The 16,489-nt window shown below is 36.9% G+C and carries 14 protein-coding genes; 13 read left to right on the plus strand and 1 reads right to left on the minus strand.

The genetic code is table 11. The annotated features are described in order from the left end of the window. Positions 1-86: 86 nt before the first annotated feature. From PHP06_07815 to rbsC, 10 genes are all read left to right on the plus strand, one after another. The gene (locus PHP06_07815; protein MDD3840468.1) at positions 87-1,037 is read left to right on the plus strand and encodes a glucosamine-6-phosphate isomerase; all 951 of its coding nucleotides are present in this window, start codon (positions 87-89) and stop codon (positions 1,035-1,037) included. Positions 1,038-1,059: 22 nt separating this feature from the next. Then, the gene (locus tag PHP06_07820; protein MDD3840469.1) at positions 1,060-1,902 is read left to right on the plus strand and encodes a PIG-L family deacetylase; all 843 of its coding nucleotides are present in this window, start codon (positions 1,060-1,062) and stop codon (positions 1,900-1,902) included. Between the two features lie 200 nt (positions 1,903-2,102). Further along, on the plus strand, positions 2,103-2,516 hold the full coding sequence (locus PHP06_07825; GenBank protein MDD3840470.1) for a nucleotidyltransferase domain-containing protein: 414 nt from the start codon (positions 2,103-2,105) through the stop codon (positions 2,514-2,516). Next, positions 2,509-2,931 carry a DUF86 domain-containing protein gene (locus PHP06_07830; protein ID MDD3840471.1) on the plus strand — a complete coding sequence of 141 codons (423 nt, stop codon included), beginning with the start codon at positions 2,509-2,511 and terminating at the stop codon, positions 2,929-2,931. The genes PHP06_07825 and PHP06_07830 overlap by 8 nt, the downstream gene beginning before the upstream one ends. Positions 2,932-3,603: 672 nt before the next feature. Then, positions 3,604-4,485: a sensor histidine kinase gene (locus PHP06_07835; protein ID MDD3840472.1), complete on the plus strand. Its 882-nt coding sequence runs from the start codon at positions 3,604-3,606 to the stop codon at positions 4,483-4,485. Continuing rightward, positions 4,482-5,159 (plus strand): response regulator transcription factor, encoded by a 678-nt coding sequence (locus PHP06_07840; GenBank protein MDD3840473.1) that lies wholly within the window; start codon positions 4,482-4,484, stop codon positions 5,157-5,159. Before PHP06_07835 ends, PHP06_07840 begins: the two co-directional genes overlap by 4 nt. Beyond that, entirely contained in the window at positions 5,156-6,460 is a 1,305-nt protein-coding gene (locus PHP06_07845) for a sugar ABC transporter substrate-binding protein (GenBank protein MDD3840474.1), read from the plus strand. Before PHP06_07840 ends, PHP06_07845 begins: the two co-directional genes overlap by 4 nt. A 133-nt stretch (positions 6,461-6,593) precedes the next feature. Continuing rightward, on the plus strand, positions 6,594-7,616 hold the full coding sequence (locus tag PHP06_07850; GenBank protein ID MDD3840475.1) for a sugar ABC transporter substrate-binding protein: 1,023 nt from the start codon (positions 6,594-6,596) through the stop codon (positions 7,614-7,616). A gap of 140 nt (positions 7,617-7,756) precedes the next feature. Next, on the plus strand, positions 7,757-9,250 hold the full coding sequence (locus tag PHP06_07855) for a sugar ABC transporter ATP-binding protein (protein ID MDD3840476.1): 1,494 nt from the start codon (positions 7,757-7,759) through the stop codon (positions 9,248-9,250). Positions 9,251-9,298: 48 nt separating this feature from the next. Beyond that, positions 9,299-10,300 (plus strand): ribose ABC transporter permease, encoded by a 1,002-nt coding sequence (rbsC, locus tag PHP06_07860; protein ID MDD3840477.1) that lies wholly within the window; start codon positions 9,299-9,301, stop codon positions 10,298-10,300. Between the two features lie 215 nt (positions 10,301-10,515). On the opposite strand, the gene PHP06_07865 is transcribed toward rbsC, so the two are convergent. Then, positions 10,516-11,775, minus strand: coding sequence for an MFS transporter (locus PHP06_07865; protein MDD3840478.1), 1,260 nt, complete (start codon positions 11,773-11,775; stop codon positions 10,516-10,518). Between the two features lie 444 nt (positions 11,776-12,219). Here PHP06_07865 and xylB point away from each other — a divergent pair, with 444 nt between their 5' ends. The 3 genes from xylB to xylA all read left to right on the plus strand — a co-directional run bounded on the left by xylB (position 12,220) and on the right by xylA (position 16,360). Continuing rightward, a complete protein-coding gene (gene xylB / locus PHP06_07870) occupies positions 12,220-13,752 on the plus strand; it encodes a xylulokinase (protein ID MDD3840479.1) in 1,533 nt (510 codons plus the stop codon). Between the two features lie 18 nt (positions 13,753-13,770). After that, the gene (locus PHP06_07875) at positions 13,771-14,976 is read left to right on the plus strand and encodes an ROK family transcriptional regulator (protein MDD3840480.1); all 1,206 of its coding nucleotides are present in this window, start codon (positions 13,771-13,773) and stop codon (positions 14,974-14,976) included. A 67-nt stretch (positions 14,977-15,043) separates the two neighbouring features. Further along, positions 15,044-16,360 carry a xylose isomerase gene (gene xylA / locus PHP06_07880; GenBank protein ID MDD3840481.1) on the plus strand — a complete coding sequence of 439 codons (1,317 nt, stop codon included), beginning with the start codon at positions 15,044-15,046 and terminating at the stop codon, positions 16,358-16,360. Positions 16,361-16,489: the final 129 nt, after the last annotated feature.

Below are 16,489 nucleotides of genomic sequence, written 5' to 3' on the forward strand. Positions count from 1 at the left end.
AAATCAGGTTTTAGAATAATGAATATAAGCTATTAAAGGAAATTTTAAATTTATTAAATAAAATATTATACGAGGGGGAATTGTCAATGAATTTTCTTGATACTGTAAAAGGTTCAATGCTGGAGGGATTCTTTCCGGAGGGTTGGAACATGGAAAGGATTGACCAATGCTGTAGCCACGCACCGGAAGAAATAACCCAAAGACAGGATTTTTGGAACGATGATTTCAAGCCGATACCCTGTGACAACATCCATGAGTTCAACGCTTTTATGGGACACGAAATAGCCATGGAGATAAGAAAGACCAAAGAAGCAGGAAGAAGCCTTGCGCTGATACTGCCGGTAGGGCCTATGGGAATGTACAAGTGGGCAATATTCTTCTTAAAGGAATGGGGAATAGACGCATCCCATGTATACGGCTTCAACATGGATGAATGGAGCGACAAGGACGGAAATACATTAGAGCCCACCAACCCAGGAGCTTTCCAAAACGCAATGGAAGATGCTTTCTACGGACCGCTTGGAGAACTCACAGTGCCTGAAAATCAGAGAAACTTTGCAACAAAAGACAACCTTCCGACATATGCAGACAAAATAGGTGAACTGAAAGACAAAGGAGCAAAACTGGTAACAGTCTATGGAATCGGCAGAGTATGCCATATAGCATTCTGGGAGCCACACTTTGCAGCTGAATTTAACAGCGAACAAGAATGGAAATCCCAAACCCACAGAATAGGGGCCAAACTGCATCCATTGACTATAGAACAAAATGCCATTACCAGCTTTAAGAGCAGAACTACACTGGTGCCCTGTTATTCAAACACAGTAGGCCCTGGCCTATTCTTAGATTCGGACAGCACAATAGGCGGCTGTGATGGAACATTGGGAAGGGGAATGATGTGGCAGGGAATGTCCCTATGGACTACATTGAGATATGGCCCTAGCATGTGGATTACATCTACATACATGCCTACATTGCCCGGGAAACTATTCTTCATGAAAGAGCTTGCAGGTCCATTAGAGCCAGAATGTAACTAAATAAAAGCGGAAGGAGATACCTATGAGCATTAAGTATTATGATTTTGATACCGATGCTATGAGTCAAGATATAAATGATATTTTTCCCGGATGGGAACCGGGAAAAGAAAATGTGGCGATTTTATCTCCTCATGATGATGATGCGATAATAGGTGCAGGCTATCTTATAAAAGCGGTACAAGAAAATAAGGGTAATGCATATATAGTTATATTTTGCAATGGGGACGGAGGATACAGTAAAATAGAGCAAAAGGATACTATAGTAGACATAAGGCAAAAGGAAACCGTTAAAGCATACCAAAAGATAGGTGTATCGGAGGATAAAATAGTAAGGTTTGATTATAATGATTTTGCTGCTATAAGGAGCATAGCCTGGGAACCTGAATATGGAGATAAGAGCGTCTCTAAAAAGATGATTACTACATTGAGAGATTTAAAGATAACTAGAACAGTGATACCCAACGGATATAGAGAGCATATGGACCACTGTGCAGCATACATAAGTGGGTTGTATGATACCCCACAGGCAGGCGATCCTATACTGGTGGACTGGGCGCCCCCACATGCCATAAAAAGCACGTTGCAATATTCTGTATGGGCGGATTTTTCACCTGAAGATATGCTGGTATCCGGCAGGAAAGGTAGCATACGCGCAAATAGGGCAGTGATAGCATCTTCGGATGTAGAGGATAACATAAGAGATGGGATCAAGGAATATGTATCTCAGGGAGAGATTATAAAGGGACTTATAGCCGGCAGACAAGAACGCAGGATAAATAAGGGTTTCATAGAATTATATATATCCCTGGAACCGCGTCCAAAACTAGACTACAGTCCATATGTGGATTTGTTGAATAAAGTATGAGTTTAGATTGATGAGGATCAAGTTTAACATCTGAGCATAGATGTTGGGCTTGACCCTTTTTTTATTGGATATATTTGAATGATGTTTGCCTAAATAGATAACTTTTATTGTATGATTTTTATTTACTAGCATGGTATAATATAGTGTATATGGTATCTGAATAGATTATATAAAAGAAAGATCAACTCGGAGTGGTATGAATGACAAAGTACAAATTCAACAAAACAATTGAACAAATTGCACAGCAATATGGAATTGTCTTTTTTGTTTATTTCGGGAGCTATCAGACGGAGTATTATAATAGAGATAGTGATATAGATATTGCTTTTGTTTCATATGGAGAAATATCGTCTAAAGATAAACTGGAAATGCTGGAAGATTTAATTAAATATCACAGAAAGAGTGAGATAGACCTTATCGATTTGAAAAAGGCAGAACCTATATTACGGCGGGAGGTTGCTTTAAATGGTAGGGTGCTTTATGAAGAAGAAAATGGGATATTTGAGAGATACAGTTTATTTTATATCAAAAGGTTTTATGAGTTAAAGCCTGTGATTGAAGAACAACTCAAACAAATTTCACAGGAAATAAAGGAGTTGCTTGAAGATGGTTGATAATGCAGTTATATGCAAAAAATTAAGAATACTTATGAAATATTATAAAGAATTAAAAAAAATAGAAGAAGGGCTTACCTTACAAATATATTTAGATGATGTATTTAGAAGAAGGGCTATAGAAAGAGAAATTCAATTGATCGTAGAGTGCGCCACTGACATAAACAATATGATTTTAAGAAAAATAAAGGCGGAACCAGCACAAGATTATTTTAATTCATTTATAGATTTAGCAGAAAATGATGTATTGGATATGGATTTTGCTCTTGAAATTGCTCCATCTACAGGACTGAGGAATATATTAGTGCATGAATATCAACAAATAGATGATAAAATCGTATTTAACTCTATTCAGAAGGTTTTAATATTTTATATGCAATACATAGAGATTATATCTAAATATTTGGGATGCTAATAGGAAATAAGTAGGTTTTTAAAAGTGTAAGATCATGGATATAAAATTCGGGTTGACATTTGACGGATGTCGGCCCGAATTTTTTATGGTGCAATACGGCATAATGAAACAATCCGACTTAAAAATATGCTACATAATTTCCAGTTTTAAGCTATAATATATATAACGACCATCAACAATGTCCGATTTTTTATACAATTTTTTTGGTAAAAGGGGGCATTAAAAATTAATAAAGAAACCCGTGTGAAATTGATTCATATAGGCATGTATCTCACCAACTTTATTATCATTAGCTTTATGGCCGTTACAATATATACTACTTCCTATAGAATATGCGATAATTTCCAAGCACGTCAATTTCTTGAACTAGCCAAATACCTGCCAATTATACCAAGTAAGGTTCCAACCTATTGTATGATATTTCTAGTTTTGCTTGGTGCTTCAAGCATCGTAAAGGATAATTTGCAAGCTACAAATAAATGGTTATTGATTGTATTATTCTTTTTAGATTTAATATTATGCACTCTTATAACTTATTATATCAACTTTAGTTATAAAGGAATTTTTCTATTTATAGTGGCTAGTGTTTTTCTACACATACCTTGGTTGAGCATAAGAATTTTATTTTTTTCAATCACTTTGATATGTTTTATTGTCCTGGATTATGATTTTTTGAATGTTAAGATGAACATTGTATCTCTACAACATTATATCAATTTTTATAGTTCTCAAACACAAATTTATTTCTACAGTCTAAAGAATACTATGGATTCTTTTAATCTGATTTTATTTATCTCTTTCTTTTTATTTCTCATACAAGCTAAAATAAGTGAAAACAAAGAATATATAGATCTTAACAATAAGTTAAAAGAGAAAGTAGAAGAATTAAAGGTAGCAAACGAAAAGCTTGAAATATATACAAAAAAATCTGCAGAGATGGCCAAAATGAAGGAGAGAAATCGTCTTGCAAGGGAAATTCATGATATATTAGGTCATTCCTTAACAAGTATTACAACTGGGATAGAGGCATGTTTAGATTTAATTGATTCTAACCCGCCAAAAGCAAAAAAACACATAATCAAAATAAGAGAAATATCCCAAAAAGGCTTGGTTGATGTAAGACGGTCAGTAAAAGAATTAAAAGTAGACAGTATTGAAAAATATGCCCTTATACCAGCTATAAAACAATTAGTAGAAGAACTCAACACCTTTTCGGGTACTCAAATTGATTTGCATATTGAGGGCCAGGAATTGAAGATGAAAAATGACGAAGGACAAGCGGTCTATAGGGTGATTCAGGAGAGCATTACTAATGCCTTGAGACATGGTAAGGCTACATATGTTAGGGTAGATTTAATATTTAAACATGATGAACTTATAATTAAGGTGAGAGATAATGGAAAAGGCTGTCAAGCAATAAGCAAAGGTTTCGGATTAATGCACATAGAAGAACGGATAAGGATGTTAGGTGGACAGGTTGAATTTCAATCAGTCCAAAATAGGGGTTTTACTACACTGGTATCTATTCCAACAAGATGGAGGATTAGTTTATGATTAAAGTTTTAATTGTTGACGATCAGGAGCTTATCAGGGAGAGTTTGACGCTTATGCTAAATGCTCATGACACCTTAGAAGTAGTAGGCAGTGCTGCAAATGGCAGGGAAGCGATTGAGATGACCAAGAAATATAAACCAGATGTTATATTGATGGATATCCGAATGCCTGGGATCAAGGGCGTTGAATGTATTAGAATTATTAAGGAACATTATAAAACTATAAAAATCATTGTTTTAACAACCTTTGATGATGATGAATATATCTATCAATCGTTAAAAAATGGCGCAGATGGTTTTCTTCTTAAAGGTATTTCTAAACAAGAGTTAATTAAAGCGATTATAACAGTTTACAATAATGGTGCTTCAATTGACCCTGATATAGCAAAAAAAGTGCTTGTACTTTTCGGCAAGCTAGCCAAATCCAGCATGGTCAGCAGAGTTGAAGATCAAGATATTCAATCTCTTACAAAAAATGAGATTAAGATTATTCAATTGATTGGAAGAGGTTTATCCAATAAGGAAATCACAAAAGAGCTGCACTATAGCGAGGGGACTATACGTAATTATATCAGCAACATTCTTAAAAAATTAGATTTGAGAGATAGAACCCAAATCGCTATATTTGCCTTGCAATCGGGTATCATGCTAAAAAATATAGAGGAGGAGCTATGAGCAGCAATCATTTAAAAAGAATATTAATATATATAGGTATTGTGCTTATAGTGGTTGGAAGCCTTGCTTATCTTAAATATAGAATCGATAAGCCTACTGTATTAGAGTTTGCCTTACATTCCGGTAATAGCTGGAATGTGCCTCAAAAAGAAGCGTATGGTGTTTATGATGAGGCGGTAAGGTTGTTTGAAGAGCAATATGATAATGTACAGGTGGAATTAAAAACAGGCACGTTGATACAGCACTATTCTGAATGGTTTGCTGAACGAGTACTAAAGGGGGAAGAACCGGATATCTTTCTTGTTTTAGAAGAGGATTTTAATACATATGCATCTATCGGTTTGTTTGAAGATTTAACACCTTATATTCAGCGAGATAAAGATTTCCATGAAGAGAGATTCTACCCCAAATCTTTACACGCTGGACAATATTATGGCAATCAATATACATTGCCTTTCGAGATTGCTCCATCATTTATGGTAGTAAACAAAACTTTATTGGAGCAAGAAGGTATTGATATCGATGAAACAGAATGGACATGGGATAACTTTTATGAAATTTGTAAAGCTGTTACAAAAGATTTAGATGGGGATGGGTTTTTGGACCAGTTTGGAGTGTATGGATATGACTGGGATCATGCTTTTTATACCAATGGCCATTCATTGTTTACAGATGATGGGAAGAGTATTGCTTTTAATGATGATGAATTATTTGAAACTATTGAGTTTATGAAGAAAATCTATAAACTTAATAAAGGTATAGTTGTCACAGAGGATTATTTCGATAAAGGGAAAGTAGCGTTTAAAACTTTTACATTGCCGGAGTATAGAGCGTACGGCAGTTATCCCTATCGTATTTTGAAGTATGAAAAATTTGAATGGGAGGCCATTCCACTACCTAAAGGTCCAAGAGGGAATAGTTCTTCTAAACTTTATACAGTTCAAATTGGGATTAGTTCAAGATCAAAACAAAAAGATATGGCATATGAGTTTATTAAGTTTATAACCAACAAAGAAGAAATTCAGCACAAAGTATGGGAACTCACATATACACTTCCTACCAATCAACAAGTGGTACAGGATATCTATGCTCGCAATGTAGGAGAGATGCAGGACAAAATAATTGATGCTGATTTTTTAGATGGTATAATCGAAAATTCTTATGTGGAGCCACATTTCAAGCTTTACAGTCAATTAAAACAATTGATGGATCAAAAGGTTTTTCAAATAATTGCCCAGGATTTAGATGCTAGAGAAGGAATAAAACAGATAAAAGATGAGATACAAAAAATAATCTATTGAGATATTTGCTTTATATTATATTTGTCACATTTATAATGACAAATATAATATAAAAATTGTGACAAAATTCAGTTTATTTGCTATTTGTTCAATTATATAATGAAATCAATAATAAAACAAGAGGGGGATTTATATGAGGAGGATTTTGTCAATTGTTTTAGTGTTTGTTTTAGTGGGTGCTCTTTTCGTTGGATGTTCTAACGCAGGAGAACCAGCAGATGATAAAACACCTGATGAAGTATCTGACGGGGCATCTGACAAACAACCATCTGGTGATGAAACAAAGGATAAGGATAAAGAGCAGCTGACATTTGGTTATACTTGTATGACTATGAACAACCCATTCTTTATTATCCTTGAAAAGTCTATCAGAGACAAAGTAGAGGAAAATGGTGATGTACTTATCACTACAGATCCAGCTATGGATGTATCAAAACAAATCAATCAAATTGAAGACCTTATTACCCAGGGCATAGATGCCATATTCCTTAACCCGGTGGACTGGGAAGGCATCAGGCCAGCTCTTGTAGCTTTAGAAGAAGCAGGTATTCCTATAATTAACTTTGACACAGAAGTAAAAGATATGGATTTTGTCACAGCATATGTAGGATCAGACAACAAGAATGCTGGTAGAGTTTGTGGGGAGGATTTAGTGAGCAGATTTCCTGATGGAGGCAAGATTGTGGTTTTAGACTCCCCGACAATGAACTCGGTGAATGACAGAATTGAGGGATTCATGGAAGCTATTGAAGGCAAAGGATTTGAAATTGTAGCACAACAAGACGCAAAAGGCGACCTTCAAACTTCACTCAAAATCACAGAAGATATACTTCAGGCCCATCCGGATATCCTAGCTATTATGGGCGGCAATGATCCTACAGCCCTTGGAGCATTGGCTGCATGTAAAGCTGCAAACCTGCCTGATATATTGATTTACGGCGTAGACGGGTCGCCAGAAGCAAAAGCTGAAATTGCTTCAGAGGATAGTCAGTTTGTTGGGTCGGGGGCTCAGTCACCTATATCCATAGGGGTTCAGTCTGTAGAAGTAGCGTATCAGATTTTAAATGGGGAACCCTATGAAGAGAGGACACCTGTAGAAACATTCATGATCAATAAAGATAATGTGTCTGAATACGGCACTGACGGATGGCAATAGACAGCAAGCCTTTGATATTTAGAATATGTAGTAGAACATACTTTTAAACAGGGTAAGAAAGTTTGCTTACTTATCAAAAGATAATGTAGACAAACTTTCTTGCCCCTTATAGATATTCTTTCCGAAAGAAGGTGAAATAGTTGGAACAAAAAATACTTCTCCGTATGAAAGATATTCACAAAAGGTTTCCCGGTGTTTATGCATTAAAAAGTGTGGATTTTGAGCTGAAGGCTGGAGAGATTCATGGTATTTTAGGTGAAAATGGTGCAGGCAAGTCCACGCTTATTAAGGTGCTGGGAGGTATATATTCAATTGATAAGGGAGATATATTTATTGACGGTAAAAAAGTAAATATCCAGAGTGTGAAGGATGCACAAGATAATGGAATAAGCATTATCCACCAAGATCTAGTCCTTGTACCGGATATGACAGTTGCAGAGAACATATTTCTTGGTCGGGAATCTGTCAATCAAGCAGGATTTATCGATAAAGAAAAAATGCAAGAAGATGCACAAAAGCTTTTAGATGAGTTTGACTTGGGAATTCGATCTACCATGAAAATACGAGATTTAACTGTGGCTAATCAGCAAATGGTTGAAATTATCAAAGCAATATCCTTTAATGCTAAGATTCTTGTTATGGATGAGCCAACTTCTTCTCTTTCAGAAAAAGAAGTTTCGAGTTTATTCAAGACCATTCAGCGTTTAAGAAATCAGGGAGTGGGGATAATTTATATTTCCCACAGAATGTCTGAGTTTAAAGAAATCTCTGACAGGGTAACTGTTCTGCGAGATGGAGAGTATATAGGCACTAGAGTGACTAAAGAGACCACTACAGAAGAACTGATCAACATGATGGTAGGGAGAGAATTAAAACATTATTATACTAGGACTTATAATGATTCAACAGAAACTGTCATGGAAATCAAGAATCTATCTAGCGAAGATACATTGCGGGATATAAACTTTGACGTTAAAAAAGGTGAGATATTGGGTTTCGCTGGATTGGTAGGCGCTGGACGGAGCGAGGTTATGAAATGTATTTTTGGAATAGATGCTATCACATCAGGCGAAATCTGGATAGAAAATCAGAAAGCAGAAATTAAGAGCCCAAATGATGCTATGGATTATGGGGTGGTGCTTGTTCCTGAAGATCGCAAACTGGAAGCTCTATTTCCAGAACAAAGTGTCAAATATAATATGACTATCAAAGTGCTGGAACAGTTTATTAAGGGTATTTCTGTAGATACAAACAAAGAGGAGGAGATAGCAAATAAATATGTTCAAGAGATGTCTATCAAAACTCCCAGTTTAAATCAAATAATGAACAATTTAAGTGGTGGCAATCAGCAAAAGGTTGTGATCAGCAGATGGCTCGCAACACATCCTAAAATCCTTATACTTGATGAACCAACTAGGGGTGTGGACGTAGGGGCCAAAGCTGAGATATATGTCATTATGAATGATTTAGCTTCAAGAGGAGTATCCATCATAATGGTTTCTTCTGAACTTCCAGAGGTCATAAATATGAGCGATAGAGTGGTAGTCATGTCTAATGGGCGCATAGCCGGCTATCTAGAACGAGACGAACTATCACAAGAAAAAATAATGCATCTGGCAACACAAGAGATGTAGTTCGGCACAGGTATATTACTAGCTGAATGGAGGTAATGAATAATGACAATGCCAAATAGGGTAGTTACAGATGATGTTGTTCGTAAGAGTTTTTTAAAAAGATTTATTGATGGTATTTTAACGTTTTTAAAAGATAATTTGGGAATACTCATAGGTTTTTTTATAATCTGTACTTTTCTAGCTATTATTTCTCCGGTATTTTTAACCCAGAAAAACCTTTTAAATGTGCTTAGACAAGTATCGACCAATCTTTATATTGCGTGTGGTATGACTATCATAATAATATTAGGAGGGATAGACCTTTCTGTAGGTTCTGTTATAGCTTTGTCGGGGGTGGTAACAGGTGGTCTTATAGCATTTGATGGCTATTCGGTGGTTTCTGCTATCATTATGGGTTTGATAGCAGGCACATTGATAGGGGCTATAAATGGATTTGTTTTGGCGAAAACTACTATACCACCTTTTATTGTTACATTGGCAACAATGAATATTGCCCGGGGTGCTTCTTATGTGTATACAGATGGGCAACCTATCAGGGTTATGTCAGACGATTTTAACTTTATAGGATCGGGCTATTTAGGTCAAATTCCTATGCCTGTTATTTATCTTATAGTTATTTTATTTATTTGCATTATTATAATGTATAAGACCAAACTAGGAAGATATATATATGCAGTGGGAGGCAATAGGCAAGCAGCTGAATTTTCAGGTATCAAAATCAACCGAGTGATTTTCTTTGCATATACTCTTGCCGGATTGTTGGCATCTATTTCAGGGATTGTTTTGGCTTCTCGAATGTTTTCCGGGCAGCCTACAGCGGGGCAGGGTGCAGAAATGGACGCTATTGCTGCTGTTGTACTTGGCGGCACTAGTATGAGCGGTGGAGTAGGCAAGATCGGCGGAACAGTCATTGGAGGGCTGATAATAGGGGTTTTAAATAACGGACTTAATCTGATGGGAGTTAATTCATTTTGGCAGTATATAGTCAAAGGCCTTGTTATACTTATAGCTGTTTATGTTGATTATGTAAAAGAACAAAAAACAGGTTAATATATGTGATAATAAGCATAAAAAATACCAGTCAGTGATAGTTTGACTGGTATTTTAAGATTATCATATCTAGCTATACTCAATAGCATCCAAGTCTATTATCAAATGGTTTAAATTCAAGTTATTTTTTTGCTAAGTCCGGAGCAATTCCATTGATGGTTATACTGTAGTTTATTCATGTATACTGAATTATATTATAAATAGTTGGTTTATTTTCACATAGTAATATTTGATTGCTTTTTATCGTCGGTTTCTATGACTTGGATCATCATATTAGATTCTTTCAATGTTGCACATATGGCTACTGCCAATACTTGAAGACAAATTATTATACTCAATGGTAATGTCATTGAACCAGTTGCTTTGTTTTTAAGCAGATCCAACCCATATATGAACAGGATCCCTGATATTTGTCCTGACAGCATCAACATACCATTTGATGCTGTTTCTGGGACTGGACTGGTGATCTCGGCAGCATATTGAAAGCCTATAGGTCCCACACCTAGTATAAAGAATCCGAAAATGCAAGCTGATGCTATCAATACCCAATAAATAGACGAAAATACTAAACCCACTAATCCTAAAATAGAACAGGCAAATGAAATAACCATCAATGGACGTCGTTTGCGGATACGGTCTGATATTGAAGGAATAATTATAGCACCTACAATACCGCTTAATACCAATGCCCCGCCTATCATACCGGCTTGTGTTATGGAGAGCCCTTTAGGCCTTACAATATTTTCAATCCAGGTTGAAATGGCATTGAATGTGCCCAATCCGATAAAAAATACAGACATCAGTAGCAGGAAATTCTTATCGTGAAGTATATGTTTGAGCCCCTCCATGGCTAATGGTTTTTCCTCCTGTTCAGGAGGATAAGAGGATGATGCAGGGCGTTCTCTTGCAAAGATGACGAATATCAGACCACAAGCTACTGCGATGATGCCGTTTACTAAAAGCATTACCGACATTCCGTATTTCAATACCAGCCATGGAGTTAACATCATCCCTACAATTATACCTATGTAGCTGGATAGAGTACCTAACCCGGAAGCGGTTGCCCTTTCATCCGGAGGAAACCACCTGGATGCCATGGTAGTTATTGCATTGGCAATGAATGGTTGCCCGATGGATATGCCGATTTGAGAGATCAATACTAGGGTATAATTATCAGCAAATATCCCCCTGGATAGACCAAAAATAATGGTTAAAACTGCACCCACACCAACTCCTTTGCGGAATCCGTATGTGTCTATAACCCAGGAGGCAGGCACTGAAATTATTATGTACGTAATCATGAAAACCATAGATAACAAGCCTATTTGCAGGTCAGATACTCCGTAGAACTTAGCTGCTTCTCCTGTGATAGGAGCAAAAGTTATCCACATTATATTCTGAGCTGCAAATATACACATGAAGGATATAAGTACTACCCATCTGTAAGGGTATACCTTAAAATTACTTTTTTCCATGAACTCCCCTCCATTTTTTTAATATAAGAATTCATAAAAAGTTCTATAAAATTTTAAAAAGAGTTTGGTATTATGAATATTGACGGTTTTAAGATGGAAATTTGCATATTCTAAACAGCAATCATGTGAAGAGCGTAAGATGAGTACCTCAATGATATGTAAAAATAGTTGCAAAGATAAATACAATAAATAACATTGATTATATTATACTCCTTTATTATGATAAATCAAGCTTTATATACTTAAGTACAAATATATACTAAAGTTTTGTTTTAAGCATATTATTTATATAAAGTGCAATTGTATGTTATGGCTAATTTTTAAGGAGTTAGTAATAAGACATTAAAAAAGGTCGTTATATAGAGCTTTCATATTGAATAATAAGGGAAAATATAATATACTTATTAATAAGGTATAAAAAACAACTAAGAGGGGGGATTTCTTTTGGCTTTTTTGTTAGGTATCGATATCGGTACATCTGCTACAAAAACAGTGCTTTTTGATGAGAAAGGGAATACGGTAGTCAGCTCGTCTGAAGAATATCCGTTATATCAGCCAAAGGTGGGATGGGCGGAACAGGATCCTGAAGATTGGTGGAAAGCTACATACAATTCCATAAAGAGTGTAATTTATAAAAGTGGGATTGATGCTTCAGACGTGAAAGGTGTAGGTCTTTCTGGGCAGATGCATGGGGCGGTTTTGCTGGATAAAGATTGCAATGTGTTGAGGAGGGCTATAATCTGGTGCGATCAGAGGAGTGCAGCTGAATGTGAAGAGATAACTTCTATTATAGGTAAAGACAGACTTATCCAGATAACAGCCAATCCGGCTCTCACTGGTTTTACAGCTTCTAAAATCATGTGGGTGAAGAATAATCAGCCTGACATCTATGAGAGAATAGCAAAGATATTGCTTCCTAAAGATTATATCAGATTTAAATTGACAGGGGAGTTTGCCACCGAAGTATCGGATGCCAGCGGGATGCAGCTTATGGATATACCTGCAAGACAGTGGAGCGATGAGGTGCTGCAAAAACTAGGCATAGATAAGCAGATGTTGGGACAACTGTATGAATCTCAGGAAATAACGGGTGTAATAAATAAAACTGCATCTGAACTAACTGGTCTCAAACAGGGAACTCCAGTGGTAGGAGGTGCAGGGGATCAGGCAGCAGGTGCTGTAGGAAATGGAATTGTCAAGCCCGGGGTTATATCTTCTACCATTGGTACGTCAGGGGTGGTGTTTGCACATTCCCAGGATGTGAGCATAGATCCAAAGGGCAGGGTTCACACCTTTTGCCATGCAGTTCCTAATACTTGGCATGTGATGGGCGTGACCCAAGGGGCAGGACTATCCTTGAAATGGTTTAGAGATAATTTCTGTATTGAAGAAAAAAGAACAGCAGAGTTGATGAAAGTGGATCCTTATGTGCTCATGGATAAAGAAGCAGAGAATGTAGAGGCTGGATGTAACGGGTTAATGTTTCTTCCATATATGATGGGTGAAAGGACACCACATCTGGACCCAGACGCAAAAGGGGTGTTTTTCGGTCTTTCTGCAAAGCATCAAAAACAGGACATGATAAGGGCTATCATGGAAGGTGTTGTGTATAGTTTAAGGGACTGCCTGGAGATAATAAAACAGATGGGCATCCGAGTGACAGAAGTTAGAGCTTCAGGAGGAGGGGGCAGAAGTCCTCTTTGGAGGCAGATGCAGTCGGATGTATTCGGGGTGGACATAAACACTATAAATTCCAGTGAAGGTCCTGCTTTAGGAGTAGCGCTATTGGCAGGAGTTGGAGTGGGCATCTATGATGATGTTCAACAAGCCTGTGATGCTGCCATAAAAGTTGTAAATACCCAACATTCCAATAAGACATTGTATCCAAAGTATGATAATTATTACAAAATATATCAGAACTTATATAAATCTCTTAAAAAAGATTTTAAGGATTTGGCGAGCATTTTAAATGATTGACTGAGGAGAAGCATTCAAATGACTAAAAATAAAACAGGCAACAATAAATTTCTTAAAAAATATAATCAAGCTCAAATACTCAATATGATAAGGGTACATGAAGAGATTTCCAGATCAGGACTTTCTAAAGTCACCGGTCTTTCTCCTACCGCAATAGGGGGCATTGTATCCGAACTTATTGAAAAGGAATATATCCATGAGGTAGGCACAGGCCAATCAAAAGGCGGAAGAAGGCCCATGCTTTTAAAGTTGAGGCCTGATTCATATTATTCCATAGGGGTGGATATAGCTGTAGATTATATCAATATTGTGCTTATCGACAGCACCGGGCAGTTAAAGTATAAAGAAGCGTTAAGCATGAGAAACCCGGTGGTTTTTGATGATGTTGTTCAAAAGCTGTATGAATTAGTGCTACAGATGATGGAGATGTATAAGCTAAAACAAGAAAGATTATTAGGACTGGGAATTTCAGTACCCGGTTTGATAGATGCACAGACTGATAAGGTGATGCTGGCGCCTAATCTAGGTTGGGAGGATGTGGACTTAAAGAGCCGTATACATGAGATGTTTTGGGGTGTGCCTATATATGTAGAGAATGAATCTAGGGCGTCTGCAATATATGAAAGTTGGATAGGTGCTTGTCAAAACATAAAAAATTTTGTTTGCATCAATATAGAGTCGGGTATAGGAGCGGGAATATTTGCCGGCGGGAAATTGTATAAAGGGGTTTGCGGCAGTGCTGGAGAGATAGGACATATTACAGTGGATGAAAACGGGCCTAAGTGTGGATGCGGCAACTATGGATGTTTAGAAACACTGGCATCAATGAAGAGCATGGTGGAAAAGGCGAAAAGAATGGTGAGACAAGGGAGCAGTACCCTGCTAAATAATGTGGAAGATGTAGAAGATATAACTATCGATATGTTGGTGGAAGCCGCTAGAAACCATGACCAAATAGCCATGAATATTTTAACTGAATCGGCCAGATATTTGGGGATTGCAATATCCTATATTATCAACACCTTAAATCCTTCCAAGATAGTCCTAGGAAAGGAATTTGTAAAGTATTCTGATTTGGTGATGGACCAGATAAAAGGCGTGGCCAGCCGAAAATCTCTTAGTTTTCCTGCTAATAAGGTAGAAATTGTTGCATCAGAAATCGGCAGAGGTTCATCTGCTATAGGTGCAGCCATAATACCGCTAAAATTATTATTCGGGAAATAAGTTAAAAGTAGTTGATTTTGTATAGATAAAAATATATTTTAAATATGTGATAGGGGAGAAGTTTAAAATGAACAAGTATTTTAAAGATATTCCTGATATAAAGTATGAAGGTAGTGATTCTGATAATCCATTGGCGTTTAAATACTATAATGCCGATGAGATGATAGGTGGAAAGAAGATGAAGGATCATCTAAGGTTTGCTGTAGCTTATTGGCATACATATGTAGCCAGAGGGGCTGATCCTTTCGGAACTGGTACAGCTATAAGACCCTGGGATGATATCAGCGATCCCATGGAACTTGCCAAAGCAAAAGTAGAGGCAAACTTTGAGTTCTGCGAAAAATTGGGAGTTCCGTATTTTTGTTTTCATGACAGGGATATTGCACCTGAAGGGGATACGTTGAGAGAGACAAATAAAAGGTTGGACGAGATAGTAGCCCTTATAAAGGATTATATGAGTACCAGCCCAGTTAAACTGCTTTGGGGCACTGCAAACGCCTTTGGTCATCCGAGATATGTACATGGTGCTGCTACTTCTTGTAATGCGGATGTATTTGCATATGCAGCGGCTCAGGTGAAAAAGGCTATGGAAATAACCAAAGAGCTGGGAGGGCAGAATTATGTGTTTTGGGGAGGAAGGGAAGGTTACGAGACATTATTGAACACAGATGTAAAGTTGGAACTGGACAATTTCGCTAGATTCCTCCAAATGGCTGTGGACTATGCTGAAGAGATAGGGTTTAAAGGCCAGTTTTTAATTGAACCCAAACCTAAAGAGCCTACAAAGCATCAATATGATTTCGATTCAGCTACAGTGATAGGTTTTCTGAAGGCGAATGGATTAGATAAGCACTTTAAGTTAAATATAGAAGCAAATCATGCAACCTTAGCTGCTCATACATTCCAGCACGACTTAAGGATTGCTAGAATCAACGGGATGCTGGGCAGCGTAGATGCTAATCAGGGTGATTTACTGTTAGGCTGGGATACAGATCAGTTTCCTACGGATATTTATCAAACTACGCTAGCTATGTATGAAGTGTTGAAGATGGGAGGATTTACTACAGGCGGACTGAACTTTGATGCCAAGGTGAGAAGGGCTTCTTTTGAACCGGTAGACCTTTTCTATGCCCATATCGCAGGGATGGATGCATTTGCAAAGGGCTTGAGAATCGCACATAATATCATTCAAGACGGAAAGATAGATCAGTTTATTGAGCAGAGATATTCAAGTTATTCCAAAGGCATAGGCAAAGACATTGTAGATCGAAAGGTAGGATTTAAGGAACTGGAAAAGTATGCATTAGATAATGATCAGATTAAAAATACTTCAGGCAGACAGGAATTGCTAGAGAGCATTTTGAATAAATATTTATTCCAATGATTACAACTAGAATAAATAAAGACCACTTTAAATTTAAAGTGGTCTTTATTTATTTTAATAAAACTTAAATTTGTATGACTGATTCTTCTCCATCATAATCTACTATCAAGTCGGTTTGGGTTGTACCGA

It is taken from the genome of Clostridia bacterium (assembly GCA_028698525.1).
In the GTDB taxonomy this organism is placed as follows: Bacteria; Bacillota; Clostridia; order JAQVDB01; family JAQVDB01; genus JAQVDB01.